Origin of the sequence: Collinsella sp. AF28-5AC (assembly GCF_003457875.1) — a bacterium.
Taxonomy (GTDB): Bacteria; Actinomycetota; Coriobacteriia; order Coriobacteriales; family Coriobacteriaceae; genus Collinsella.
This window is the reverse complement of sequence record NZ_QRTA01000001.1, coordinates 316,335-340,901: the sequence shown is the minus strand read 5'-3', so window position 1 is coordinate 340,901 and position 24,567 is coordinate 316,335. Positions and strand designations below refer to the sequence as shown.

Sequence of the window (24,567 nt, the reverse complement as noted above, 5' to 3'; positions counted from 1 at the left end):
CGCCAAGATGCTGCCCAGTCAACACATGGCGTAAATCGATAGATATGAAAAAAGGCCCCAACTTGCGTTAGAGCCTCATTCAATGCTCGGGTGGAGACGAGGGGGATCGAACCCCTGACCTCTTGACTGCCAGTCAAGCGCTCTCCCAGCTGAGCTACGCCCCCGTGCGAAGAAGTACTATACGGGACCCCCCCCGCCGATGCAAGGACAATTTTGGAAAAGATTTTACGGTGCGTGGAACGGCGCGGGGCCGAAGAGACACACGATGCCCGAAATAGCCCGCGGGGCGCGCCCCGCGGGCAGCGGCAAGCTCGCCCTCCTTCCCGGGGTTCGGCATGTCGACCCAGGTGCCACCGGTCAGAACAAAGCAATCCGCGGTGCTTCCGCGGGAGGGTTTCGTCTGAGCCTCTATCCGCGCCTTCGGGCCAATTTACTGAACCGTGCGTAGCTCGCGCCAGCTGGTCGCTTCATAAACGGACCGGTTTACTACGACGATTCCCGGATTTCCGACCTCACGCCTGCTTTCGCAAAACGGGCAGGTTATCTACCTGCGGTTTTATGAGCGGCGAATTCGGTGTGTTCAGCCACCCTCAATCCAACGTAGTAAACCGGCATTGTTTTAAAATGGCACTTAATTACTGGCAGCATATAAAGTATTAAAAATGCTCACTAGGCCATTATTACTTACCAATACCAAGCCAATTGCACAGAACGTTGGCCCGTAATCTGGTTTCAGCACATCTCATCGCCTCGGTTTTTGGCTTGTAGCGCAACTCCAATCGCTTACACACACTGTGAATGATGGCATCAAGCTGTTCGTGATCATTGAGCATGTCATGAGTTACAAGAAATACGTCGTATCCCATGCTTTGCAATGCTGTCATTCGAGAGGCATCGTGGTCAAGCACAGCGCCCGATCCATGGATAACCTCTCCTTGAAGTTCGATAATCACAGCCTTCATTGTTATTGGGTTTACGATGACGATATCGCCGTAACAGACTTTCTGACCTGCGATTTTCCGAGCTGAATTCGACAGCGGTGTTAAGTCGTTGACGTATATGTTTTTAAACTCCGCTCCGCCGGCACGTCTCGGATGACTTAGCAACATGATTCCAGCAACTTCTAGCGGGGATGCCGCAATACCCATTACCTGCTGTGCGGCTTCGTAGAATTGCTTTCCCCACATCTCGCCCTTAACCTTCGCTGCAAATCTGTGCAGTTCTTCTATTTCAATAAGAGGCTTTCTCATCCAGAGCGATGTTCCCTTTCCGTTAGCTTTATTTCCGGATCCGTTATTCTGCTGCCCACTTTGATTATTCTCACTATCCTTCTGGTGCGCCCGAGCATAGACTCGCTTCCATGGGGCCTCGTCTTGTGTTTCGTCTAGTTCAAACAGACTTTCTGTGGTGTACTGCTCTTCTTCTGATTTTGCCTGCTCAAGTGCCATGTCGACCGCGGGCGATGGTTTAAAAACTGAGAACCATCCGCAGAACTCGTACATAGCCAGAACCAAGTCGCATGAAGAAACGCTTCGAGTCATGGTGTATAGCGTATTAAGAGGGTCTGTGACGCTAAAGCCCATACCCGTGTCGATGGAAACCTTCTCTATATAGGCGCTGTTCCATCGGATGGTCCGTCTTGTCTCGGAATGCAGGTTGCTTCGTGTTGATGCTGCTGTGATGACTGGCGTCTTGAGGACGTCGGTTACGAAAGGGGCTTGGGATAGGGCGCGCCAGCCGTCTTCAGAGTTGGGCAGACGCGGGTAGAGATCGCGCACCTGCGGTGGGCAGCGCCAGTAACGGAATGCGGTGTTTGCGCAGACAATCTCGTCCATGTGGACCTCCCCCTAGCTTCCGGCATGAGCCGTGTGACTTACGGGTCTGATTATCTAGGTGAGCATCATGCGGGTAAGTACCGGAAGCTGACCAAACACTGACCAAAAGAGGGATGGGTTGTGATGAAAGCAGGCGCGATTGATGGAATGCGCAGGTAGTGAAGCCGTGCGTCTAGTCTCAGTCTTCACAATTGCTCGTAGATTGCGCAGAGAATTCAAGGAATGAGCGCAGACGCTTTTCACAAAACGTGCGATGACGTCACCTAGCGTGAGCCGGTACGGGTGCTTTTATACATGTGTAGGAATTGTGAAGGGGACATGCTCAATATAAAACGGGACCCCATTTTAATAAAAATCAAAAATTTGGTGTCACTTTTGGTGTCAGCCTTGGTGTCAAAAAGAAAAAGGTCAGAAGCTTAACACCTCTGACCTGCGCTTTTGATGGTGGGCGATACAAGATTCGAACTTGTGACCCCATCCGTGTGAAGGATATGCTCTACCCCTGAGCCAATCGCCCGTCGCCTTTCGGCAAAAGAGATACTAACATAGCCGCGCGAGGTTTTCCAAGAACTTTTTGCCCTCGATTTTAAATTCGTGGGTGCTAGCCAAGTCAAAACAACCAAAACAATCGGCAAAACCGCAGCTAAATCACCCTTTATCGTTTAATCCACGAGGTTTCGGGGCGGCAGATAAGTCGCGCGTTGTTGTAGGCCATGTCGAGCGTGAGACAGGTGCGCGCGGCGTAGAAACCGTCCTCGCGTTGGATGGTCAGCGCCAGCTCGGGCTTGTCGCCGGTCAGGCACAGCGGTAGGAGTAGCTGGATCCGGCCGCCGTAGAACTGCGGCACCGCGAGCGTATATTTGGCTGCGGCGCGGCGGGCGGCCTCGACGACAGCCCCCTCAAAGGCGCGACGCAGCAGCAGCGAGTTGTCCTCCCCCATCAGGCTAGCAGGAATGCGCGTCAGGTTCTCCTCGTCGCCCAGAATGTGGTCGATGTTGGAGCGGATGGGCAGGCGGTAGTCAAAGACAAGCTCGGAGGGGTCCTCGGCAAAGCGCACGCGGCACGGCAGGTACTCAAACGAGACCAGCATGGGGTCGCTCTCCTTAAAGAAGCCCTTCAAAAACCAGCGCTGGCGCGCGTCGGGCTTGGTGTTGGGCTCAAACAGGCCGTAGATGGTCTCGTAGCGGCGCGTGTACAGGCCGGTGTTAAACAGGCATCGGTCGTCGTCGAACACCAGCGGCAGGTTGGACGGCGCGGTCTGGTCCACGTCGCGCTCGGTCAAAAATACTGCGCGGCTAAACGAAAACGACAGGTAGTTTTTGAGGATGCGGTTGCCGGGACCCCAGTCCTCGGGGTCGGCGAGGTCGGCCAAGCGGTCGTAGCAGGGCTCGGGGCAAAACGCGAAGTCGTATACATTGCTGCACAGGGTGTTGGGGATCTCCATGTGGCGTCCAATCCATCTCATAGCTGGCGTGCGGATGCTTTGATTCTGTACGTGCGACGGGTCGGCCATATCCGCAATGCAACCGCGGCGTAGCTCTTCGGCGAGCCCACTGGTCGTGCGGTTTCCGGATACGAGGTCTTGGATCCAGGCGTAGTACTGGTTGTCTTTGGGCTCGGGGCTGTCGGACAGCTCGACCGGAGTGCCGGCGAACCTTAAGACGGACAACGCAAAGACAAGGCTGGTTCGTTTGTTACCGTCTTCAAAGATGTGGTCCTTGACCATGTGCTCGGCCACGTAGGTGACCTGGTCAAAGATGTCTGCGAAGCGATCGGCCGGCGATTGACCGAATATCGTACAGAATGCACCCGCAAGCACGGACTCGACGCGTCCAAGCTCAAGCGCGGCCCGGTCGCCTGTGGCGTCGGTTGTATAGCAGCGCCCGACCGTCATCAGCGTGCTGTGCAGGCGCATCGCGGCCGCGGCCATATCTTCGAGCGAACCGGCATCATCGAGCACGAGCGGCGCGAACGGACGAGCGCTCCGCCGCGTAGCCGCCATCATGAGTTCTCCAAGAGCCTGAGCGCGTTGGGCATGCCCGTAATGGTTAACTCAACTGCATGGTCGATTGACATAGAGTCGTCGAGCGAAATCGGTAATGTTGAATTTGCCTCGTCCGCTATTGAATGATCTTCTTGTGCAGCTCGACCAGTACCGTCTTCTAGCTGAACATAGCTCCAAAGCATTGCTACCTCGTTTACAACTTTTTGAGTTAAAAGACTGCCCCTAACGCGGGTTGAATCACACTAGTTACCCGACCCAAATACGTCATCTACAAGATCAGGCAAGTCTGTCCATACTTGATAGGCGGCAACGTTGTCCGGATTCATTTCTCTTGCACGACGTTTATCATCCGTATTGTGCTTTGCGGCATTGGTCAAAGCCTGGCCCTTGTTGCCGTCAATTATTTCAAGATTTACCGACTTGAACTTTGACGCGGAGGACCTGTTGGGGTCAGTAGATTTTAGAACGCCAAGGTCGCGCGCTCTTTTCTCACATTGTGGCGTCGATGCAAAAGTTTCCGGGCATGGTGAGACATGATCGATAAGCCATACTTCAAAGCATGGATTGGAGATCGCGAGCCTAACTCCTTTTGTCTTTGCTTCTCGTTCTGCTGCGGTTAGGTTTCTGAACTCATCTGAATCGACTACGATCCATGCGGAACTCAATGCTTCGATTTCGCCTGCTTTAACGGCCTTTTTATCTGAATCGAGCTCTCGCGAGAGCTGCTTGGCGACCTTCAAGGGGTCTCCGTCAATATGCCGATAACGCACGCTTCCGCGAACGTCCATTTCATTAATAAGGAAGTTGAAGTATTCGGTTTCGGTCACCTTTCCATTAGACACAATTAGGTGGCGCTTTCTTTTGGCTCTTGTTTGCTTTTTGCGGCCGCGAGCAAGCCCTCTCCTTTCTGCCTTAGCCATTTATGTCAGCGCCTTCCTTCATGAGTTGGGCCACAAGTTGATGAAAACTTGGGTTGGGCAGCGGCACATAGACACCGTTTAAGTAATTGCGCCCCAGATTCTCATTTGCACGAGGCGAATACTCCATCGCAGCAATTAATTGCGAATCACCTTCAGAGTCCTTTTCCACAAACCAGACCTGGTCACGTTCAAGCACCGCTTCCATAGGGCTGGTTCGCGTCATCAAGGTGACATCATGGGTCGAGAAGATTAGCTGCGCGCCCTTTGGATTTGTGTCGGGATCGGCGAACAGTGAGACGAAGTCGCGCAGGAGCGTAGGATGAAGGCTCGAATCAAGCTCGTCAATTACTGTTGTGGCTCCACTGCTTAAAGAGCGTAAGGCAACCGAGAAAAACGCCAGCGCAGCTTTTGTGCCCTCCGATTCATGGGCGGAGTCCAGCCAAAAGCCATCTCCCGAGCCTTTGTGGTGGAAGAACAGATCATAGGCAAACGACCATTTAAAGTCTTCTGCAATTTTATTACGTGCCTCTTCCGGAATCTCATCTAGTCCAATGAGTGAGTCTTTTAAACCCATGACACCTTCCGATTGACGGACATCCATGCCGTCAATTCCAATGTCAGCATATTTAATGAGCTGAGATAGCATCTGAGCTCGTGCGTCATCGTTGATAAACAGCTTTTTAATGGTGGCGAGCTCTGCAAGATAATGCGTTGCATCATAGAGATTGATGTCATTGGCAAGGGCTGCGAATGCGGGTTGAATTACATCACTTCCAGCCGCCGCGGCGGCAGATAAGAACAAAGAATTATTGCGCGTGATATCCCAAAGTTGTTTTTTTGCACCTGTAAAGGTACTACCAAATTTAATTGACTGTTCCCCGTTTATCGAAGAGCGGTCATAGAGAAGGGACGGCTGTTTTGATCGATACACAGTGAGGTTCTCATATGTAACCTCATTTTTGTTCACACCAAATGAAAACTCATACTTTAAGTTGCTAGCGATAAAATCTATCGAGAATTCTGTGTCACTTGATCGCGATTCCGAGTCAAGTAAAAAGGGGACGATGGGTATTTGAGAATTCGCATCGCCTGCCGCATAACCTGTACGAATAAAGTAAGAGACAAAGTAAAGAGCATTTAGGAAATTTGATTTGCCTGACGCGTTTGCGCCGTAAACCGCAGCCACTCGCACAGGCCCAAGTTCCTTTTTGCTCGAAATCGGTTCAAACGAGAACTGTTGAGCATCTCGAAAGCTCTGAAAGTTCTTAAATGAAAAATTGAGGATCATCTTCAGAATCCTTTTCAAAAAAGTTGATTCACCGCAGACATTCTTTAATAACAAGGAAAATTATATTGTTTTAAAACCATTATTTGTTAGTTTCGAACAAATATCTACTTTAAATTGAGATTCAAACTAAAGGTCTCAGCAAGTCCATACAACATAATGTCTGAAACTGATTTTCTACACTGCTTTTAAGAACAATTTTTAATGATGTCCGCACGCGGCTTTAGATTTCTTTTGTCCATCAGAGCTGTAAAACGAAAGGGACGAAATGTTGTTTTGCAAGGACGGGTCCAGTTGGCTGGATGTTATAGATGATGCAGGCGTTCTGGTTCGCCGCCTAGAAATACTTGAGAACCTTCTCCGAAAGTGCACCTTCGATATGCCGAGAACAGAATGCAAGTTCGTGGATGATACCGCTGAGGGATATGACGGAAGCGAAATGTTGCTGTTTCTCGATGAGTCTTTATTGGAGCTAATTGAAGGCTATAGAACTCAGATTGAGAAATACAAAGTTGCATCTAAAAGGGGCCAGACCGACTTTGGAACCAGCACAAGCTTAGGAAGAAAGAAATCGAGGATCCCCGCTATTCAAATTGATAAAGCAGCATAATAAATTTGAATTTGGGTAGGGCTGAAAGGTAACACGGAGGTCATACCTTAACCCTGTTTGCCCTCGTCATTCATTCACTTGTGACGAGGGCCTCGCACCTTCTATAAAAGCGCGAGCTGAATTATGTTTTACTTATAAGGGCGGAGGATCCGGCATGAGCAAGAATAAAAGCGACCAGAACGCGCACGAAGAGCAAGTGTTCAATGATGTTCTTAGGCTATCAATGGCCTCGGGTGGATACAAGAAGAAAGCTGCCTTGAAGGTGTGTGGATCTATTAACGCAGGCAGCGAGTGCCCTGATATTGTTATTACCCGCGAAAATGGATCCATTGTTGGTTTGGAGCATTTTAGAATCGACCATAACATCAAACATGGTCGAAACGCTCAATCAAAATCTGCTGAGCTCACATCTGCGTTGAAAGCTGAGCGCGAAAAGCTAATGCCAAGGCTTGAAGCCGACGATGTTTTGCCGGAGGAATTGGCGAGCATCGTCGCAAACTATGTCTCGTTGGCAAAATATCATCAAAGCTGTGCATGCCGTGACGATCTGACGCGCTCTCTAGATGCCCGATTGTTTGGTGGAAAAACAGGTCATGCTCGCAAATTACCTAAATACCGCAATCACCTTACTGAACTTAGCGGTGATGATGGACGCATTGAATTGGGCTATTTAATTGAAATTCATTCAGATTTTCAGGGATTATTCATTCACGATGGAACAAGAGTGGCCCGCCTCGACAGTGGACAATGCCCACTTTATGCGGAAATTTACGATCTCCTTTGCAAGGCATCTTGCGAGGTCGATTGGATCCTAATAGGTTTTTACCCATGCCTGACTGACCAGATTGCGAATGCCGCCATCATAGATTGTCGTAACAATATGTTTAAGGAGAGCTGCCGCAGGCAGCGTCTTAAAAGAACGGAATATTTAGGTCTAGGTAAAACGGAACCCTTTCTCAAACAAAGCAGAGCCGGAGAAACAGAAATTGAGCTTTGCGCAGATAAGGTAAATATCACAATCGAAAACCCCGCTGAAGGGATTTGCCCTGAGCTTCTATTTGGCACCGCGATCATTGATGCTGCAAGAGCATTAAATCTTGATAGAAGCGGTGAACCGTATACAGCAACGATTTCTGTTCAATTGATTTACGAACTCGTGCGGATGAGGAGCAAGGGGATTCGAGGCATTGTGACAATTTACGATGTTATGCGGCTGCTTTTAGAAATTGAGTGGGCTGTATTAAAACAAGAGATTGACAGTTTTGGCGTACGGTACAACATTTCCGAAACACCAGACTTTTGCTTATAGACAATCCGGGATGTCACTAAGAAACCAGCTCATACAGCTCACCAATGAGTCCGGTTTAATATTTGCCCGCTTTAGCACCGTCGAATATTGCGAGGCAACTCTGATGGTCTTTCGCTTGGGCACCAGGGTCGACAAAGATCCCGGTGCCCTTTCGTTGCCTTCAGTCTAACCTGCGACATTATTGAATGCTTTTCTCATTCATGTGGACCTGGGTCGCATGTCACGATTCAGCCCATGATCACGTCCGTATGGCCTCTGCCTTCGATAATTGGGTGCCTATAGACAAACACGCAAATAGTTATACCTTGTGGATGTCTCTTTCTTCCAAATGGCAGCTATCTCAACAACGACATGCGGCAGCTAGAAGCACTGTCCCCAGCAGGAAAAGCGTCGCAGAAGCGGCTATCCAGTTGTTGTCGCCGGTCTTGGGGAGTGCCACAGTTGTTGCGGTGGCAGGCTTGGGCTTGACCGTCTTGGCGACCGTGGTCTTGGTTGTCGTAGCCGCGGGTTTCAGCGCGGGATTTTCCGTGGACCCCGTGGTGGGCTCTCCGGCAGCGGGGTTAGCATCGATGGGAGACTTATCCACGCTATCGCCAGGCACAACGACCCCATCGGTCTCCTCCGCCGGCGGCGTGGCCACATCGGGCTCAACCACCACGTGCGCTGCCACGACCCCTGCAGCATCCACCACGCCACCAGCACCAAAGACTCCGTCAGTAGGCGTCACAAACCGTGCGGACACAAGCGACCCGCCCGTGCGCGCAACGCCGCCGTCGGCACCGGCCGCTTCAAGCCACGAGGCGTCGACGGAAAGCCGACAGCCGGCCGCACCATCGCCAAGGCCCGCATCCTGCAGATACACGCCGTAGGCGCGCACGCCCGCTCCGGACCCGGCGCCCGCGGCAACGACGCGTCCGCCGCCGCGCACGGCCATGTCGCCTGCGATCACGCCGGCGACCGCCTCGTCCGTGATATCGGCCCCGTCTGCCCGGGCATCGACGGTGCAGCCGTCCACCGCGAGCGCCTGAGAGACGTGGATCCCGCACTGCGAGCCCGTCGCCGTCAGGGTCCCGGTACCGCGAAGCGTCAGGTTGCCCCACACCTCCATGCCGCACAGCGTGATGTCCGCATCGGGCGCATGCGTCTCCGTCACCGAGTTGCGCCCCACAAGCGTCACGACCAGGTCGCCGTCTGCGCCGATGGCCTCGCCCGCGTAGCCGTCAAGCTCCAGATGGCCGGCATCGGTCCAGGCCCAGCCGGGGCCCGACACGCCCGGCTCGTAGTGCGTCGCGCCCGCGATGAACAGGCTCTCCGCGCCCGCGGCGCAAGTTGGCTCGCCCAGCAAGACGCATAGGCAGGCCATGGCAGCGATCGCAATGTGATGACGGCTGGTGTGGGACTCGGCAGCAAACATACCCGCTCCGATCTTCGCAGAGCCAATAGAATGTGCACCAGAAAATGCCCTGGTAGCAGCAGCTATTAGTTTAGCGAGATCAGGCCGTAAACAAAGAAAATGCCTCTGAGCTGTGCCAACAATTAGGTGTAAATCGTTTTGCCAGTCGGTGAAAGGAGGGATCAACAGATTAGATATCCATCTTATTAAAGTCGATGGAATATCCCATGGACTTGAGTTCTTTCAAGAGGCCGAACTCCCAACTGTCTGTTCCGGTATAAACGACGCCCTGTAGATCGGAGGGAATCTCGATACCTTTGTCAACAAGAATTGCAACGTTTTCCCTGCCAAGCCGACCAATAAAGTATCCGGCTTCAAATACAACATTTTGTCTAGCCCTGGGCTTTTCCGACTGTTCTGCCTGGGCTCTTCCTTCGTCGTCCGCCGTAAAAAGGCATACCGCTCCTGCTGCATCGCCTTCAATTTCCAGCTTTTCGATGATTGTCTTGCCCTGATTTGACTGCTCGTTTAGGACAACCGCCGTCAGGCCCTGCCTTTCGATGATTCTCGCGACCCTTTCTCTAAGCTCTCCGTTGTGACCATGAACGATAAATACCTTCGAATAATCTCCAACATTTGCAGTCGATCCGGTTTCCCCTTCGTCTGAAAACTCATCAAGGTATGTCTCCAGCACAGCTTTTGCACTGCGCAGGCCGTCCGCACAGGCTTCAACGAAAGCCGAGTCGGGCGTACCGGAGGTGAAGAAAGACAACGAGTAGCTGATTTTGTTAAAGCTTTTAAATTCGTAGCTGTCTTTTCCAAATCGCCTAATTAAAAGCCTGTCCGCCCTTGTCTTCCATGCTTTAAAGTCAGGCGAACTAGAGCTGATGTATTTCTTTGAAAGTTCGTCTGCTGTTTCGCACAACTGCTGCAAAATTTCAAAATCAGACATTAAGCCTTCTTTCTATAACCAATAACGGAGCTAAGAAGCATCTTCTTCCAATGAGCGGCCAAATCTCTTTACTGTTTCCTCGGTGCCCCTATCGGAGATGGACTTGCCCAGTGCGAACTCAATAGCGTCCAGCAAAGCCATGACGCGAGCTTTGAAATAGGCATCAAAGTCATCATTAATGAACGCATCCCAGTCAATGAGATTCGATTCGATGACGGAGTTCACAGTGTTCGATGTCAGCTTTCTTAACGAATTTCGCTGAGTAGACGCTGGGGGCCGCGCCTCCAATTTCTGTGCCCGAATAGGAGTACGAGCACGTCGGTCAAGATGCATTCGGTGGTCAACATGGCGGGATCTATCTGCGAGCGGAAAACAAGCGGCGCTGCTAATGGTAGCGCCGCTCGCATCATCAAAGAAGAATCGTTATCGATTGTCTCTGGGACTTTTCGTTCAAAACCAGAGCATGTCGACTACTGCTTATCGAAGTACATCCACCCTACAGGCTGCATTAGTTCGTAATAATCGACGGGCGTTTTGAAGCGAATCCTGCCCAAATAACCACGCTTTTCAGCAACCAACTGCATCTGTCTGCGTCACGGCAAACTCTTTGAATTGGCGTTGCGGCAAGTTTGTCTTAAGAAAATAAGGCTGTTAAGACAAACCCATTTTGACGTTTACGTAACGTCGACCATCGATCAAGCCGTATTATTCGGAGTTAGATTTATCGCCCCACGACGCTAAGCTGGTGACCATCCAGTGCCTTTTGATATCGATATAGACATCGCCAATCTGATTGTCCAAGCATTCATCGGACTCGTTACCTTGGGGGCCTTGATTGCCGCACTCTGGCAAAGTAACCAGAGCAAAAAGAACAGGGAGGACGACATCAAGCGGCATCAGCCATCCCGCATATCGGCATGGTACGAAGGGGATCGAAACCGAACTGATCAGCCCGAGGACAATCGGTTCGTCTGGCAATTCGTCGTGCTTCGAAACGAAAGCGAGTCCCCCGTCTACGACGTAATCGTCACCTGCGTCGGGATTAGCGGGGCCGGCCCCTCTTTCAAAGGTGAGGATAACCGCCCCGCTTATCCCAACCGCGTCTGCGTCGGCACGCTTCCTCCTGGAGCATGGTGCATATGGCTCCCGACGGAAGGGCACGGAATGGGAGTACGCACGGCACCCGAAACGGCTTTCACCGACGCAAGCGGAACTTCATGGGTTCGGCGGGGCAACGGAAGGCTCGAGGAGATCCCTATGGAGCCAACCTCGTTCTACAGGCTGCCCCTTCCCTTGACCTGGCACGGATGCAAGAAGCTGACCGAGTAACCCCTTGGCATCGTCGTTTCAGGCATTGGGTTTTCCGGACTGGGACGCGAACTTCCCCAGATGTTCCGGATAACGGGAAAGTCAGAACTATTCGGGTTTGCGAGACGGGATCGAGAGAGCGACTCCGCCCTATTATTTCGATGCGTCCATGAATTGAAGTGAGATCGGCATCATCACCTCGAAGCACTTACATACAGATCCATATGGCAAAGGCAGCAATTCGCCACCTTGGTTGCAGCAGCGGAGGTTATTACTCAGGATACAAGCGGAAGTAGCCAAATAGGCGCTGGGCGCAACCGAGACGCAGCCAGAGAAGGGTGACATGAGAGTTGTTTCAGAGGATTGGGGTGATATGGATGAAGTTGACTGGTAAGTGCATCTCCAGGTTCAACGGATGACTGATCAAGGCCGTCTTTAGGTTCACGTAGGGATCCGCTTTTGCTGACAAACAAACACGTGATTGATTTATGGCTTCCAGACGCTTAGCGTGTCTGGAAGCTCATTTATTTTATTGTCAGCAACCACGAAGCCAGCGCTGAACCTCGCCCTAGTAATTGCAACATAGAGCTTGGAGCGTGTTTGCGGCTTCAGATCCGTCGAGGCATCTTGCAACCAAGAGGCCATATCGGCAACTGGATAAATCAAAACATGGTCATATGTTCGGCCTTTTGCTTTGCCGAAGTTGCAGATCGATGAAGCGTTCGCGGTCTGAGTGGCGACGCTACGTCTCAAAATCACTGGATCCAAAAACTCGCAATACCTTTGCGCAAGTGACTCTGGAATGGCCCAAACTCCATTATGGGTTTCATTTGAGGCGGCGCGCAAAGATGCGGTTGGTGAAAACTCCGGATAAACCATGTTTGCGAATCGCCATTCTTGATTTGCTGCTTTTTCGTTATCTTGTCTATGCAATGCAACTGAAACGCATCGGTGTCTCATCTGCAAATACTCGTAGGGCGATAAATGATTATTTAGCCGATCCTTCTTCGAATCCGAAAAGCAAACCGTCCTCATTTGGTAAACAGCCCCGTTCGACGCATTCCAAGATTAGCGCTTGCAATAATTTTGCAGAATCGGAAACACAAGACTCAGAAGGTTGTTTTCCCTCATGAACGGCTTCTGACCTTGCTCTATATAGTTTCTTTATTTCTTGCTGTTTTTGCTTGCCTCCTCCAAGAAACAAAGCTGCGAGAGTACTGACACGAAAAACAAGTTCGCTCCGGACTCCAAACAATGACTCAATCCCAGCCCATATAATCGCCATTTGAACTGAAGGTCGAAGCGATTGCTTGTAGCTCCACAAGGAATTCACCGCGGTCTCAAATCGCGTGTTTTTATCAAACAGTTCCCATGCGTCCCGATAATGCTGTCTTATCCACTGCTTCTCTGAATCGTTGATCACTTTCAATTTTCTTGGAATGAACAACCTTGTAGAAAGAACAACATTGATTGCCGAGCATGGCGAAAAATCTTCTGTCCGCGAATCGCTCTGAACATGCCAATACAATTCGCAATTCAAAAGCGCGGACAATAGAACTATTGCAGATTGGGCATTCCAAACTCGAACTGCAAGCTCTTTGCCCTCTCCAACAACGCGCAACTGAGCTGTAGTTTTCCTAAGGACGGCAATCAAGACACCTAAATCGGTCTCATCTCCGCTGCCATATTTCATCACAGAATTTATCATGTCGTCCGGCGAGGCCTTGCACGTGGCCGGCAATAGAGTGAGGTGTTGCGTAAGCGGCAGCTCTTCGTCTATGGTTAATCCCATTAGGTATAGATATGAAGCAGCAGCCGATTCATTTACAACAATCATCATCTTCGCCCCCCTGCCATAGCGCTCTATACCTAATCCATCCGAACAGCGCCAAACTGAGAGACGTCGATTTCGCCCTACATGAGTTTGGGAAGCAATGCGTCACGCAGTTCGCCAAGAGCCTACGACTTGAGTATATTAGCCTATATGAGCTCAAGAATACCATTGAGCGTCGAAGTCGTTCTTTCTATTGCACAAGCTGGAGCAAACGGGACGTTCATCGACTTAATGTTTTTTAATGCAAGCTTGGTCTGAACGGCACCAACAGTTCCAAGCCTAATAGCTTCCATGCCCATTGAGCTACGAAGAAAGAAATACGACCACGCCGCAAAGTCGCCTTTAAACGAAGTAAGTTTGTTGCAATTCTCTGTGAGGTTTGCCTCATCGAGCGTTTTTCCGATATACGCCGTAAGGCCAATCGTTCCGACAACGGAAACAATTAGATCGCCAGTGTTGACAACGTAGCGCGAAATATTAGATCGTGTTTCATCGTCGATATATAGCATTTCCGAAGTGAGTAAGAGAACAGAAGCGTTGTTTAAGTCGCGGACTCGAATATATGGATGAGAGTTTGCCTCTGCAATTAGCTCTGAACCTTTAGGGAGCCTCTAACCGCCCTTGACTTCGCAGAATGACTCGACTGAACGGTAATGATTTTCTCGCTTGTTCTCTTCAATTGTTTGAGCAAAAAGGGCTTCTCCGAGTTCAGCTAAATAATCATTTACCGGAACATAGGCCTGCACTTCAGAATTGTTTCCATCGAACCAAGGGGAAAGGAGCCCCCGGTGGAAGCGATGATCAATATGGTTCTAACACAGATGTAGCCGGTTCTAGACTATCTGCAGATAAAGCAATCTTAAAAGCAGTGCTCGAAAGCACTATGTGTAGCCATGCCGAAAGCAGCGTGCCCAGCAACTCGAGTCTACTCGGTCTCTTCCTTACCGACAAGGAAGTCGAGGGGTGCTCTCCGAGAACAATCGCGTACTACGAAAGCACCCTCAAACCATATGAGGCATGGATGGAAGAGAAGACGATGCTGAGCGAAGACGGCCGAATCGTCAGGGTGGACAACCCATGGTGTTCGTTCTACATCGACACCGAGCTGGCACCTGCGCTAGACGAGAGCAGGTGCGGGAAATGGATGTTCTACTTCAACGATATCGAGTTCGCGGAGGAAGTCTGCCGCAAGGCGGCCCTCGGAATGGTCGTCGCGGAATGCAAGCACAGCTCATTCGAGTCCGTTATCGAGAACGGCAGAGGCGTCGCCTGCTTCTACCTGAACTTGGACGACGTCGAAGCACATCTCCGCGTTGTCGCATTCATGTTGGAGCATGGCCTGGTTCGGAAGACGAAGTCGGGGAAGCTGTATAACATCGGCTTCAAGTTGGATGACCAGGCACGGGCGGGAGAATATGGAGCCGGTTTCAAGGCACGAATCACGTTGAGCGATCGCTCGAATTAGGCGAATTTTACCTGCGAAGAACAATGAAGGGCGGGGGTGTATCGGCTAATGCCGAACACCCCCGCCCTCGACGCGGTTAAAATAGCGAATGATTGAAGCGGATCAGCCTGGTTCCGCCCTCTTCCCTAGTCCCTCTTAAACAGATCCCTCGTGTACACCTTGTCCGCCACGTCTGAGAGCTCGTCGCTCCAGCGGTTGGCGACGATCACGTCGCAGCCGGCCTTGAAGGCCTCCAGGTCGTGGGTCACCTCGGAGCCGAAGAACTCCGGCGCGTCCAGCGTGGGCTCTTAGACCACCACGGGCACGCCCTTGGCCTTCATGCGCTTCATGACGCCCTTGATGAAGCTCGCGCGGAATTAGACGGAGCGCAGCTTCGGAATGCGCTCCGTCGGCGCGCCGACGCAGGTTGCGAGCAACCTCTCACGGTTGCCGTTGCGGCTGTTCGTCCCACCTCCGCACGGCTGGTCGACCACGGCGACCAGCCGTGCGTACATTACTTGCTCGGCAAGGCGCCTGAGCAGGTCGCGCATGTTGATGGCGCCGCCGTCGAACCAGAGCATGGCGAGAATGTCCAGCGTCGAGTCAAAGAAGATTTGCGTAGCGGTATTCTTCCTTTCCTAGAAATAGCTGTTGTGGTGATTTCCGAATCTAGAACGAGGGCCGATCTTCGTTAAGCGGACGCAAGGGCGTCACCTTACACCAACACTTCCGACGCGATCGGCAGCGCGCCTTCGGTGTCGAGTTCGACGCCGGTGTAAACCGAATGATGCAGCAAGCCCCAGAAGGACCTGCTGTATCATGCACATGACTCATTGGCAATTGCCTTCTAAAGGCGCTGAAGCAAATAGAATCCGAGGAAACAGAAAAAACGTAAGCTGCATTTCATTGCTAGCGTTCTCGAATCCTATATGCCCGAAATAACCGACGCCCTATGAGATATGCCGATCGCGTTCAAGGGACCAAAGTACGAGGCAAGAGTAAGGCGGTTATCGAAAAAATGAATGCTGTCTATACCGAATAACGAATTAGTTACGAGAGCCTATTATCTACCGCAACGTCTCAGATCAGTTTGGCCGTTACCTTCCATCGCTTGAGCACGATGCTAATCGCCAAACTCACAGTGAGGGATATGAAAAACAGCGTCACAACTATCGCCAAAGGCGGAACACCAGGTACGTTGATGAGGCTCAGCAGAATCCAGTCAACCTGCTGGTGAAACAGGTACACTCCGAAGCTGTGTTTCTCGAATAGGCTTCCGTGAACCTTGTCTATCAGCCACTCGGCGTGTCCGAAGATCGACAGGAGTACAAGCGGACCCACAAGCCTCAAAATAAACAGTAGGACTTTCGAGGCCGCACCGAGAGCCCCCCCCGAGGCGCTGCAGACGTACCACGCCACGAACAGTGCGACATCGGCTGCAAATAGCGCTGCGGGCTTTATTCGCCAGAAGCGAGACGTGTCGGTCTGTCTCAGCAACGCGCCAAGTAGGAAACACGGGAAGTAGTCGAAGGCCCGTGCCACTTGAAACAGGTCGAGAGGCAGCGTGTACACGGCGCGTGCGAAGATGTAAGCAACAATGCCCGATGCTAACAGCGTCGGGCATTTACACAACAAGGCTGGCTTAATGCGCCACATCAGTTCGACGAACACGAACATCCAGAACAACGCCAGCAGGAACCACAGCTGCGAGGGGTTATTGCCGAGAACAAATGACTCGACAGTCGAGACAGGACCATAAAAGAAACAGTAGACAGGACCCGCCCACACGACGCCCGCAAAGAGGTAAGGTACGAGCAGGCGTTTGGCTTTCTTCTTGAGAACTACGCACGCATCGTCATATTTGTCCGTCTCCATTTTGATGTACGCCCAAATGTAGCCGGAGACAAGAAGAAACAGCGGCACATGCATGGTGGAGAGCCACTGAACAAATACGCCCAGCGCGGGGCACGGCGTAGCGGGCTCGCCGAACCAGACCCCGCCGTAGATAGCGCATGCATGATACAAGACAATGACGAGCATCGCCAGCGCCTTCACGGGTCCCGTGAGTTCAAGCTCCCGCTCCTTGGTCATCGCAAACTCACCCACGCCCGAGCCTCTTTCTCGCCCCCGTTATAACCAGCCTTACGCCGTCTCTATCGCACCATAGGTATGCGACCAGCATCAGCAGCACCACAGGCCAGCTCCACGCGCCCAAAAACCACGACGCCGTCATGAACCCTGCGGAAATCAAGGCCTCCGAAACACAGAAGTGCACCACGGGATTTCCAAACCTGCGCGATATGATTAACTCGAAAGCCAGGTCGCGCAGCGCCACCGAGGCCACAATCCCGCATGTCGCCAGCTCCACACTCGCCAAGCCAACGATGCTCGCAAGGGCCAGCACCGCGTTCAAGATCATGGCAGCAACGTTCACCGTGCACAGTGTTCCCTCGCGTCGCCCCATCTTAAGGTAGGTATTGAACAGCAGGTTCGCCTTGCAGCTATAGACACACAGAGGCATAGTAAGAGCCAGGTAAACTAGGCTCTTGCTGTATGCCGGAAGCCACAGCCCCAGCACCAGTTTCGCAGGCACATAGAGAAGGTACGCACAAGGAAGAGCCGTGTGCAGCAGCAACCTAATGGCAAGGTACTTCTCCCTCCGCCCCTCGGCGTCCAAACGCTTGAGCACGGGAAACGCCACCATTGACACTTGCCCGATAAAACCCAGAACGAAGTTCGTCAACGAGAAAGACAGTGACAACTTGCCAAAGGCCGTAAGCCCCAGTTGCCAGTCTGTCAACATACGAGTGAAGCCAACAATCAGCGAGTCGGCGTAGTAGGCTACCATGACTTTCAGACCTGCCCGTACGTCGGCGGCGCATGTGCGCAGCACGCCCTTGAACGCCGCCTTGCTGCGTAGGGTGCTCCTAGCGCAGATGAGTACATACAGAAACGCCAACGCCTGGCAGGCTATGTAGCCCAAGATAAACGGCAGCGATGAGTCAACGCCCGCGAGGAGAACCGTCATCATGAACGCGACGAAAAGTCCCTTGGAGAATAGGTCGGCGAGTGATGAGATACGCGTGAGGTTCGTGCATTGGAACACATAGCGCAGACACTGGGTCAGGTTTGTGAGCAATCCGAAAAAAACGCACAGCGCGAGCACGAGGGACCGGTATGGTTCGAAACCAGCGGCTAGGACGGCGGCCAGGCAACAGGCAGCAACTAACAGCTGCGAGGCTGCGACGACACACTGCTGCGCCTTCAACTCCCCGTGATTGACCTCCGAGTAGCGTTTTCCGCCGAGTCGCAGGTAAATGCCGTCATTGAGTCCAAGCAGGGCAAACCCAGAGTACGATGAGTACAGCAAGAACAGCTGCCAGTACGCGTAGTCCTCCACGCCCAAAAACTTGGGAAGCACCAGGGACGTCAGAATGCTCGAGAGCAGGCCTATTCCCTGAGCTACAACGGCGTATGCCAGGTTGCCGGCGATACCTCCCCGCTCCTCGGTTGAAAAAATGTTTGTCAATTTTAAATCCAATTCAAAAGGCTTATGTCGCGGCATGTCTTCAAATGAACTGACATGACACAGTCTATCTTCTCGCTTTAGCCGCCCTGGCCATAGCGATGCTAGCTATAATTGGGTATGCCCGCCATCTCAATGCCCATAGGACTAGACGTCGGTCAAATCGAAGTAACTTACCCGCACCTGATGTCGTCAGGCAACGCGCAAAGTCACGAGAGGCGAGGAGGTCATCAAGACCCACCGTATCGCCCTGCGACGCCATCCATTCAGCATATTGCGCGCCGGAGTCAAGCCTGCAAGCGGCGAGACCGACCATGAGATCGTTACAGCCGTACTCGCGCTCCCAGCGACGCGCGTAGCCTTCGCCCTCGTCGAGACATCGGCAAACATCGCAGTAGAAATGCGGATCATATGCTCTAGTAATTCCGGAACCTGGGCGATAATAATAAAGAGAGGCATTGATGAAGCAGAACGTCTGAGCGCGATCATATACGGTAAGGGTCTGCAGAAAGTCCTCAGCAAACGTGAGACCTTTGAATTTCGAGAAGTCCACATCGACTCCGACACACGACCGACGAATGGCCTTGAACCACATCGGGTTCTCTGAACCACTGGTCGAGCGGCACAGGGCGCTTAATATCGAAGGCTTCTCCTCGGCGGAATAAAGTTTGAAAGGGATAGATGACTCAACGGGTACGGCCTCGCTCTCCTCCCGTGTAAAACCGAAGCGCACAACATCCGCTCTCGTCTTTGCCGCCGTAGCGGCAACTAAAGCGAGGGCCCCGGGGACAAGCGCATCGTCGGAATCCACGCACATAACGTAGTCGCCTGCTGCAAGCGCAAAGCCGTCGCGGCGCGCGAGCAGCAGGCCCTCGTTGTCCTTATGGAAAACGAGGGCCTGCTGCGGATAGCGCGCGGCATATTCATCGCAAATAGCACCGCTGCTGTCGGTAGAGCCGTCATCGACCAAGACAACGTCGAAGTCGGCGTAGTTCTGGGAGAAGATTGAGTCTAGGCACTCACAAAGATAACGCTCAACGTTGTAGACGGGCACGCAGACGGTAATAGTCACGCCGGAGGAAGGCGCAACCGTTGTAGTCGTTCCATTAGAAGGCATTATCAGAAACCTCCAGCATGTATTTCCCTGTATGCTCAAAAGTCTGCGTGACAAGCCCACAGGTCATGTAAGCAAGTGTGAGACAAAAGTTTGAAGTCAACGAATCCGACGTAATCATGTTAATCATGAAGTAGCCAATGATGACGACGCCCCAGAGGGAATCTCCCGCGACATCCCAGAAAAGCCACACGAACAGAACCGTGACCAGCGGGGTAAGCTCGAAAGCGATCTTTGTTAGGTCCATCTCAAACGGAGCGGCGAAAACCGCCTTAGCCACTTCATTGGCGGAGCCGTACCCATAACTCTCGAAGCCCGAACTTAAGAAGTAACCAAGCACATCGCTTCTGCCCATGGAGAAGTGCGACTGCGTGTCACCGAACAGATGAATAAAAAGATACTGCTGCTCAGGAAGTAGCATCCAAGTCCAAAGGAAGGCGCCCAGAACTGTGCAGACCTTTAGGGCAACTATAGCGCCACGGGGGACCTTGATCTTCATGAGCCTAGGCGCGATGAAGCTGACAACGGGAGCAAATAGAACGGCGACGATTGCAAGTCTCTTGAAAGTAAGGATGCAGAATAGGGCGGAGAGAACCAGCCATACCTTCTTATGCCTGAAGAAGGCAAAGTAGAAGGTGAGCACGAGAAAAATCCCAGAAAAGGTCGAAGATTCTGAGGCACTGTTTGAATCCATGAAGCTAGCTTCGAGGATCTCGGAAACGCCCACCCCCTCATGAGATAGCGACAACAGGTAGCCGAGAATGGAAACGAGCAGGACGGCCACCATGCATCGGTAAAGCGCATGAGGCGTCAAAGCGTTAAGCATGGTGTATGCAAGAATGATGGGGATGGCGAACTTGAAGAGCTCAAGGAGAACCCCGGTGGAAAAGTGTCCAGTCTTAACCTGCAGAAAAGTGGACACCGCCGTGAAAATAATGAAGATGAAAGCAAGGGCGTTGAACTCTTTGATGAACACTCGCTCGCCGTTCTTAAGAGCATATGCTAGCGCCGCCAAGCAGGCGATAGCCGCGGTGACATACTTGGTGTAAGCAATACCCGCGGAAATATCGCCCCTGGTGAAGGCGTCATCTACGAGAGCCTTGATGAGAAAGGTGAGGATGAAGAACAGCGCCGCAATCATCGGTAGGACGGGGGAGGACGAAAGGCTGTCTAGCCCGACGCTGCGCCTCGATAATGCGTCGTCACGCCCGGATGCGTTAAATCCGCTCATCGGCAATACCTCCTCTTGAAAATGTAGTCGAGTAGCCCCGTCCTCATAAGTACAAACCTCCCGAAGCGGTCGAGCCCCAGGTGGGAAACACCGACCTCCCTCACACGGGAGGTGATCTCGGCCTTGTACCGCATACGCAGAGACTCGGATTCGGTCCCACGCCATTCGACGAGCTTGTAGGCATTAAATAGGAGACTAATCTCAAGGGACAGCTTGCCCCTGGGGTCACCGGCGTCGTCATGCGCAGAGAGGTCGAGAACCGCGCGAAGGCCGCTGTCCGCCGCCTTGTTGCTCGGCTTCTGCGTCATCGAGCCGGCAGACTGCCTATAACCGTAGTATTGTCCCCTGAGGACCTCAACGCCGTCGATGCGCCTGAGTATTTCTTCCATCGAGACAACGTCCTCATAAAGGGAGAAATCCTCGCGGAAAGGCCATCCCGCGAGCTCATTCCTGCTGCGATCGGCCGCGGCGTTGTCATTCCTCTCGAGCAGCGCATCCGATCGCAGCAGGAATGAGCACATATAGTGCTGTCCGCGGCCGCGGTATATCTCGCGCAGATATTCCTCGGATGAGAGGGCAACAGGGCTTTCGGACAACATTGGAGCCGGCCAAGCCGGCTTCTCGCCGTCCTGAAACCTCAGGAACTGGATCTGAACGGCGTCGCATTCCGTCGCAAGGGTACACTTCCTCAAAACATCAAGCGCGTAGGGTGCGATGACGTCATCGGAATCGACGAACCAGATCCAATTACCTTCAGCGCGCAAGCAACCTGCGTTGCGCGCTGAAGGTAATCCGCCGTTATCACGGTGGATCACCTTCACATTCGCAGATCTGGACGCAAGGCGGTCGCAGATCCCTGGTGTATCATCGGTTGAGCCGTCATCGACAACGATAGCCTCGACATCGGGGTTTTCGTCGAGCCCGAAACTCGAGACACATTCCTCGAGAAAGAGCTCTGCGTTGTATGCGGGCACCACGATCGATAGCCAAGGTTTGCTGTTACTCACAAAATGTCCCCTTACCGAGCATAAGCGCTCCGTAGATGCCTTCAACCTGGGCTAGGGTCCTGTCGAGCCCAAATTTACGAACGACCTTATCCCTGCCATTGCGTCCAAGCTCTTCTCGTAACTTAGGTTCCGCAAGTAGCGAGGCCAAACTCTCAGAAAGCGCTACCTCGTCATCCACGTCAATGAGGAATCCGCTAACACCGTCCTCGATGATCTGCGGTACCCCTCCTACGGCGGTGGCAACAGCCGGTATGCCGTGCGCCATGGCTTCAAGTACGCTCATGGGCAGCCCCTCGTTCTTGGAGGGAAGGCAGAACAACGCGGCACGCTCAAAGAGGGCCTCACGCTTGTCGCCGATGACCCAGCCGTGAAACTCGCAACGGTCGGCAATGCCAAGCTCCTCGGCGAGTGCTTTGTTCTTCTCGATTTCGCCGTCGCCGCCAAAGACAATTTTAGTCTCCGGGAAACGTGGCAGGATTTTTCTTGACGCGCGCAAGAGCACGTCAGGGCTCTTGCGCGCGTCAAGACGTCCTAAAAATAGGACATCTTGACGCGAACAAGGTGAGCACGGCTGCGCCGGTACTTTAACACCATTATGGACAACCTCAATCTTATCGAGGTCGCAAACGTTTTCCGCAAAGTAGTCGTGCCACTCTTCCGATAGAACCACAACTCGGTCGGCGATACCAAAAGTCTTTCTTACGTCACGACGGTAGGAATCTCTGCCCTCTTCAAAGGCCTTCTTAAACTCACCATCGTGGTCGTGCAGTATTACATACTTGCCGGCTTTATGGGCCATACGAGCCATAATTGACTTACGTTTGTAGGACCCACGGGCGCTAATGTGCAAATGAATAATGTCATAGGATGGCATGATCATCGCATAGCGAAACAACGCCCGGGCAAATGCGAGAGACTTACCGAACTTTGAGGAACCGACACCCGTCCCCAAGTACTCGAAGGCATCACATACTTCAGGAAGGCCCCCATCGAGATAACCCTGCACGACAGAAACAATTCCACCGTGCAAAGAAAGGTCGGGACCAACCATTAGAACTTTCGCGTGTATTTTATTCTTAGCTGAAGCCATCGTTATCCTTTAAGCCGCGAACCTAAGCAGCGAGCGGGTACCCCCCCAGATTGAATACTCAGGTTCCACGTCTTTGGTCACCACAGCGCCAGCAGCAATTACGCAGTGATCAGAGATATGGACGCCCTTGAGAATCGTTACGCCGCTGCCCATCCATACGTCGTTACCGATAACGACGTCTTGGTCGTTATCGGGGGCCTTCTCCTCATCGGTAAGCTTCATCATGGGGCGATCGAGGATATCGATGCGGTGGTCGCCAGTGATGATGGTAAGGTTTGGACCGCTCATGACATAGTCGCCGATGCGGATTTTAGCTCGGGTTGTGAGCAATGTTGTTCCGGCTCCCAGGTACACGTCGTGGCCCATGTAGATATTTTCAACTCCGGCAATCTCGCTGCGGCGACCAAGAGTCACGTTCTTGCCGCACGCAGCAAAGGAGCGACGTAGCGAGGGCATAAGAAATAGCTTGTTGTAAGCACGGGGGATACCGTCGAGAATCCTATAAACGAGACCCATAGCTAGGCTTTCCTCCACACCATCTTGTCCACCACGCCGGTGTAGCTCTGGATGATCTTGACCACCTTGGTGGACACGGTCTCGTCGGCGTAGTCAGGCACGGGCGCCTCGGGCAGCGACCCCTCGGCGTCGAGCTCGATGGCCGTATGGACGGCCTGCAGCAGGCCCTTCTCGGAGATGCCGGCGAGCGTGAAGCAGGCCTTGTCCAGCGCCTCGGGGCGCTCGGTGGAGGTGCGGATGCACACCGCCGGGAAAGGGCGGCCGACGCTCGCGAAGAAGCTCGACTCCTCTGGCAGGGTGCCGGAGTCCGACACCACCGCGAAGGCGTTCATCTGCAGGCAGTTGTAGTCATGGAAGCCCATGGGCTCGTGCATGCGCACGCGCGGGTCCAGCTTGAAGCCGGTGGCCTCCAGGCGCTTGCGGGAGCGCGGGTGGCAGGAGTACAGGATCGGCATGTCGTATTTCTCGGCCAGGGCGTTGATCGCGGTGAACAGACTCGTGAAGTTCGCCTCGGTGTCGATGTTCTCCTCGCGGTGGGCGGAGAGCAGCATGTAGCGCTTGGGCTCCAGGCCGAGCTCGGAGAGGACGTCGGAGGCTTCGATCTTCTCCAGGTTGGCACGCAGGACCTCCGCCATGGGCGAGCCGGTGACGTAGGTGCGCTCGGGGGCGCAGCCGGTGTCCTTGAGGTAGCGGCGCGCGTGCTCGGAGTAGGCCAGGTTGACGTCGGAGATCACGTCGACGATGCGGCGGTTGGTCTCCTCAGGCAGGCACTCGTCCTTGCAGCGGTTGCCCGCTTCCATGTGGAAGATGGGGATGTGTAAGCGCTTGGCCGCGATGGCGGACAGGCAGCTGTTGGTGTCACCTAGGATCAGCAACGCGTCTGGCTTCACCTGGTCCATGAGCCTGTAGCTTGCGGCGATGATGTTGCCGACGGTCTCGCCCAGGTCGGCGCCCACGGCGTCCAGGTAGACGTCCGGGTCGTCCAGCGACAGGTCGCGAAAGAAGATGCCGTTGAGCGTGTAGTCGTAGTTCTGCCCGGTGTGCGCCAGCAGGCAGTCGAAGTGGCGGCGGCACTTCTTGATGACCTCGGACAGGCGGATGACCTCGGGGCGCGTGCCCACGATGATCAGCAGTTTCAGGCGGCCGTCGTCCTTGAATGCGATGTCGGAATAGTCCTTGCCCATGCGG

The 24,567-nt window shown here is 53.0% G+C and carries 22 protein-coding genes and 2 tRNA genes; 3 read left to right on the top strand and 21 right to left on the bottom strand.

Annotation, left to right across the window (positions count from 1 at the left end; all coding sequences use genetic code 11):
* Positions 1-91 precede the first annotated feature (91 nt).
* The 6 genes from DWZ01_RS01510 to DWZ01_RS01480 form a co-directional block, all read right to left on the bottom strand.
* Positions 92-164: transfer RNA gene (locus DWZ01_RS01510), tRNA-Ala, on the bottom strand.
* Between the two features lie 516 nt (positions 165-680).
* Positions 681-1,835 carry a hypothetical protein gene (locus DWZ01_RS01505; protein WP_117769684.1) on the bottom strand — a complete coding sequence of 385 codons (1,155 nt, stop codon included), beginning with the start codon at positions 1,833-1,835 and terminating at the stop codon, positions 681-683.
* A gap of 442 nt (positions 1,836-2,277) precedes the next feature.
* Positions 2,278-2,352: transfer RNA gene (locus DWZ01_RS01500), tRNA-Val, on the bottom strand.
* 138 nt (positions 2,353-2,490) lie between these two features.
* Positions 2,491-3,840, bottom strand: a complete 1,350-nt coding sequence (locus DWZ01_RS01495; protein ID WP_117769683.1) for a DUF3825 domain-containing protein — start codon at positions 3,838-3,840, stop codon at positions 2,491-2,493.
* A 242-nt stretch (positions 3,841-4,082) separates the two neighbouring features.
* Positions 4,083-4,760, bottom strand: coding sequence for an RloB family protein (locus tag DWZ01_RS01485; RefSeq protein ID WP_117847733.1), 678 nt, complete (start codon positions 4,758-4,760; stop codon positions 4,083-4,085).
* Positions 4,753-6,048 (bottom strand): ATP/GTP-binding protein, encoded by a 1,296-nt coding sequence (locus DWZ01_RS01480; RefSeq protein ID WP_117769680.1) that lies wholly within the window; start codon positions 6,046-6,048, stop codon positions 4,753-4,755. The genes DWZ01_RS01485 and DWZ01_RS01480 overlap by 8 nt, the downstream gene beginning before the upstream one ends.
* 265 nt (positions 6,049-6,313) lie before the next feature.
* On the opposite strand from DWZ01_RS01480, the gene DWZ01_RS01475 reads away from it, so the two are divergent.
* The gene (locus DWZ01_RS01475) at positions 6,314-6,655 is read left to right on the top strand and encodes a hypothetical protein (RefSeq protein WP_035138300.1); all 342 of its coding nucleotides are present in this window, start codon (positions 6,314-6,316) and stop codon (positions 6,653-6,655) included.
* 154 nt (positions 6,656-6,809) lie between these two features.
* Positions 6,810-7,964 carry a hypothetical protein gene (locus DWZ01_RS01470; RefSeq protein ID WP_117769679.1) on the top strand — a complete coding sequence of 385 codons (1,155 nt, stop codon included), beginning with the start codon at positions 6,810-6,812 and terminating at the stop codon, positions 7,962-7,964.
* A gap of 340 nt (positions 7,965-8,304) precedes the next feature.
* On the opposite strand, the gene DWZ01_RS01465 is transcribed toward DWZ01_RS01470, so the two are convergent.
* From DWZ01_RS01465 to DWZ01_RS11030, 6 genes are all read right to left on the bottom strand, one after another.
* The gene (locus DWZ01_RS01465; RefSeq protein WP_117769678.1) at positions 8,305-9,378 is read right to left on the bottom strand and encodes a hypothetical protein; all 1,074 of its coding nucleotides are present in this window, start codon (positions 9,376-9,378) and stop codon (positions 8,305-8,307) included.
* A gap of 169 nt (positions 9,379-9,547) precedes the next feature.
* Positions 9,548-10,309: a TIR domain-containing protein gene (locus DWZ01_RS01460; RefSeq protein ID WP_117636984.1), complete on the bottom strand. Its 762-nt coding sequence runs from the start codon at positions 10,307-10,309 to the stop codon at positions 9,548-9,550.
* Between the two features lie 30 nt (positions 10,310-10,339).
* Complete coding sequence (locus DWZ01_RS01455; protein ID WP_117847731.1) at positions 10,340-10,534, bottom strand: hypothetical protein; 195 nt, start codon at positions 10,532-10,534, stop codon at positions 10,340-10,342.
* Positions 10,535-12,103: 1,569 nt separating this feature from the next.
* Positions 12,104-12,496, bottom strand: coding sequence for a hypothetical protein (locus DWZ01_RS10610; RefSeq protein ID WP_147332604.1), 393 nt, complete (start codon positions 12,494-12,496; stop codon positions 12,104-12,106).
* Between the two features lie 109 nt (positions 12,497-12,605).
* A complete protein-coding gene (locus tag DWZ01_RS01445; RefSeq protein WP_117847729.1) occupies positions 12,606-13,457 on the bottom strand; it encodes a hypothetical protein in 852 nt (283 codons plus the stop codon).
* 140 nt (positions 13,458-13,597) lie between these two features.
* Positions 13,598-14,038, bottom strand: coding sequence for a restriction endonuclease subunit S (locus DWZ01_RS11030; protein WP_117769675.1), 441 nt, complete (start codon positions 14,036-14,038; stop codon positions 13,598-13,600).
* Between the two features lie 434 nt (positions 14,039-14,472).
* Here DWZ01_RS11030 and DWZ01_RS01435 point away from each other — a divergent pair, with 434 nt between their 5' ends.
* On the top strand, positions 14,473-14,916 hold the full coding sequence (locus tag DWZ01_RS01435) for a hypothetical protein (RefSeq protein WP_147332603.1): 444 nt from the start codon (positions 14,473-14,475) through the stop codon (positions 14,914-14,916).
* A gap of 356 nt (positions 14,917-15,272) precedes the next feature.
* Here DWZ01_RS01435 and DWZ01_RS01425 read toward each other — a convergent pair whose 3' ends face one another.
* From DWZ01_RS01425 to wecB, 9 genes are all read right to left on the bottom strand, one after another.
* Entirely contained in the window at positions 15,273-15,476 is a 204-nt protein-coding gene (locus DWZ01_RS01425; protein ID WP_117847725.1) for a hypothetical protein, read from the bottom strand.
* A 499-nt stretch (positions 15,477-15,975) separates the two neighbouring features.
* A complete protein-coding gene (locus tag DWZ01_RS01420; RefSeq protein WP_117847724.1) occupies positions 15,976-17,001 on the bottom strand; it encodes an acyltransferase in 1,026 nt (341 codons plus the stop codon).
* The gene (locus tag DWZ01_RS01415) at positions 16,994-18,424 is read right to left on the bottom strand and encodes a lipopolysaccharide biosynthesis protein (RefSeq protein WP_117847722.1); all 1,431 of its coding nucleotides are present in this window, start codon (positions 18,422-18,424) and stop codon (positions 16,994-16,996) included. Before DWZ01_RS01415 ends, DWZ01_RS01420 begins: the two co-directional genes overlap by 8 nt.
* Positions 18,425-18,488: 64 nt before the next feature.
* Complete coding sequence (locus tag DWZ01_RS01410; RefSeq protein ID WP_117847720.1) at positions 18,489-19,538, bottom strand: glycosyltransferase family A protein; 1,050 nt, start codon at positions 19,536-19,538, stop codon at positions 18,489-18,491.
* On the bottom strand, positions 19,528-20,766 hold the full coding sequence (locus tag DWZ01_RS01405; protein ID WP_117847718.1) for a hypothetical protein: 1,239 nt from the start codon (positions 20,764-20,766) through the stop codon (positions 19,528-19,530). Before DWZ01_RS01405 ends, DWZ01_RS01410 begins: the two co-directional genes overlap by 11 nt.
* Positions 20,763-21,773, bottom strand: coding sequence for a glycosyltransferase family 2 protein (locus tag DWZ01_RS01400; protein WP_158556969.1), 1,011 nt, complete (start codon positions 21,771-21,773; stop codon positions 20,763-20,765). Before DWZ01_RS01400 ends, DWZ01_RS01405 begins: the two co-directional genes overlap by 4 nt.
* Positions 21,766-22,863: a glycosyltransferase family 4 protein gene (locus DWZ01_RS01395; RefSeq protein WP_117847715.1), complete on the bottom strand. Its 1,098-nt coding sequence runs from the start codon at positions 22,861-22,863 to the stop codon at positions 21,766-21,768. The genes DWZ01_RS01400 and DWZ01_RS01395 overlap by 8 nt, the downstream gene beginning before the upstream one ends.
* A gap of 9 nt (positions 22,864-22,872) precedes the next feature.
* Complete coding sequence (locus tag DWZ01_RS11005) at positions 22,873-23,379, bottom strand: DapH/DapD/GlmU-related protein (protein ID WP_117847713.1); 507 nt, start codon at positions 23,377-23,379, stop codon at positions 22,873-22,875.
* Positions 23,380-23,381: 2 nt separating this feature from the next.
* Positions 23,382-24,563, bottom strand: a complete 1,182-nt coding sequence (gene wecB / locus DWZ01_RS01385; protein ID WP_117847711.1) for a non-hydrolyzing UDP-N-acetylglucosamine 2-epimerase — start codon at positions 24,561-24,563, stop codon at positions 23,382-23,384.
* Between the last annotated feature and the right edge of the window lie 4 nt (positions 24,564-24,567).

What these genes read in the sequence shown, in the direction of transcription:
- DWZ01_RS01475 (WP_035138300.1), top strand. Translation starts at nt 6,314, where the DNA reads ATGTTGTTTTGCAAGGACGGGTCCAGTTGGCTGGATGTTATAGATGAT.
- wecB (WP_117847711.1), bottom strand. Translation starts at nt 24,563, where the DNA reads ATGGGCAAGGACTATTCCGACATCGCATTCAAGGACGACGGCCGCCTG.
- DWZ01_RS11005 (WP_117847713.1), bottom strand. Translation starts at nt 23,379, where the DNA reads ATGGGTCTCGTTTATAGGATTCTCGACGGTATCCCCCGTGCTTACAAC.
- DWZ01_RS01425 (WP_117847725.1), bottom strand. Translation starts at nt 15,476, where the DNA reads ATGCTCTGGTTCGACGGCGGCGCCATCAACATGCGCGACCTGCTCAGG.
- DWZ01_RS01445 (WP_117847729.1), bottom strand. Translation starts at nt 13,457, where the DNA reads ATGATGATTGTTGTAAATGAATCGGCTGCTGCTTCATATCTATACCTA.
- DWZ01_RS01465 (WP_117769678.1), bottom strand. Translation starts at nt 9,378, where the DNA reads ATGTTTGCTGCCGAGTCCCACACCAGCCGTCATCACATTGCGATCGCT.
- DWZ01_RS01480 (WP_117769680.1), bottom strand. Translation starts at nt 6,048, where the DNA reads ATGATCCTCAATTTTTCATTTAAGAACTTTCAGAGCTTTCGAGATGCT.
- DWZ01_RS01485 (WP_117847733.1), bottom strand. Translation starts at nt 4,760, where the DNA reads ATGGCTAAGGCAGAAAGGAGAGGGCTTGCTCGCGGCCGCAAAAAGCAA.
- DWZ01_RS01505 (WP_117769684.1), bottom strand. Translation starts at nt 1,835, where the DNA reads ATGGACGAGATTGTCTGCGCAAACACCGCATTCCGTTACTGGCGCTGC.
- DWZ01_RS01435 (WP_147332603.1), top strand. Translation starts at nt 14,473, where the DNA reads ATGGAAGAGAAGACGATGCTGAGCGAAGACGGCCGAATCGTCAGGGTG.
- DWZ01_RS01405 (WP_117847718.1), bottom strand. Translation starts at nt 20,766, where the DNA reads ATGAGCGGATTTAACGCATCCGGGCGTGACGACGCATTATCGAGGCGC.
- DWZ01_RS01495 (WP_117769683.1), bottom strand. Translation starts at nt 3,840, where the DNA reads ATGATGGCGGCTACGCGGCGGAGCGCTCGTCCGTTCGCGCCGCTCGTG.
- DWZ01_RS01395 (WP_117847715.1), bottom strand. Translation starts at nt 22,863, where the DNA reads ATGGCTTCAGCTAAGAATAAAATACACGCGAAAGTTCTAATGGTTGGT.
- DWZ01_RS01470 (WP_117769679.1), top strand. Translation starts at nt 6,810, where the DNA reads ATGAGCAAGAATAAAAGCGACCAGAACGCGCACGAAGAGCAAGTGTTC.
- DWZ01_RS01410 (WP_117847720.1), bottom strand. Translation starts at nt 19,538, where the DNA reads ATGCCTTCTAATGGAACGACTACAACGGTTGCGCCTTCCTCCGGCGTG.
- DWZ01_RS10610 (WP_147332604.1), bottom strand. Translation starts at nt 12,496, where the DNA reads ATGGTTTATCCGGAGTTTTCACCAACCGCATCTTTGCGCGCCGCCTCA.
- DWZ01_RS01460 (WP_117636984.1), bottom strand. Translation starts at nt 10,309, where the DNA reads ATGTCTGATTTTGAAATTTTGCAGCAGTTGTGCGAAACAGCAGACGAA.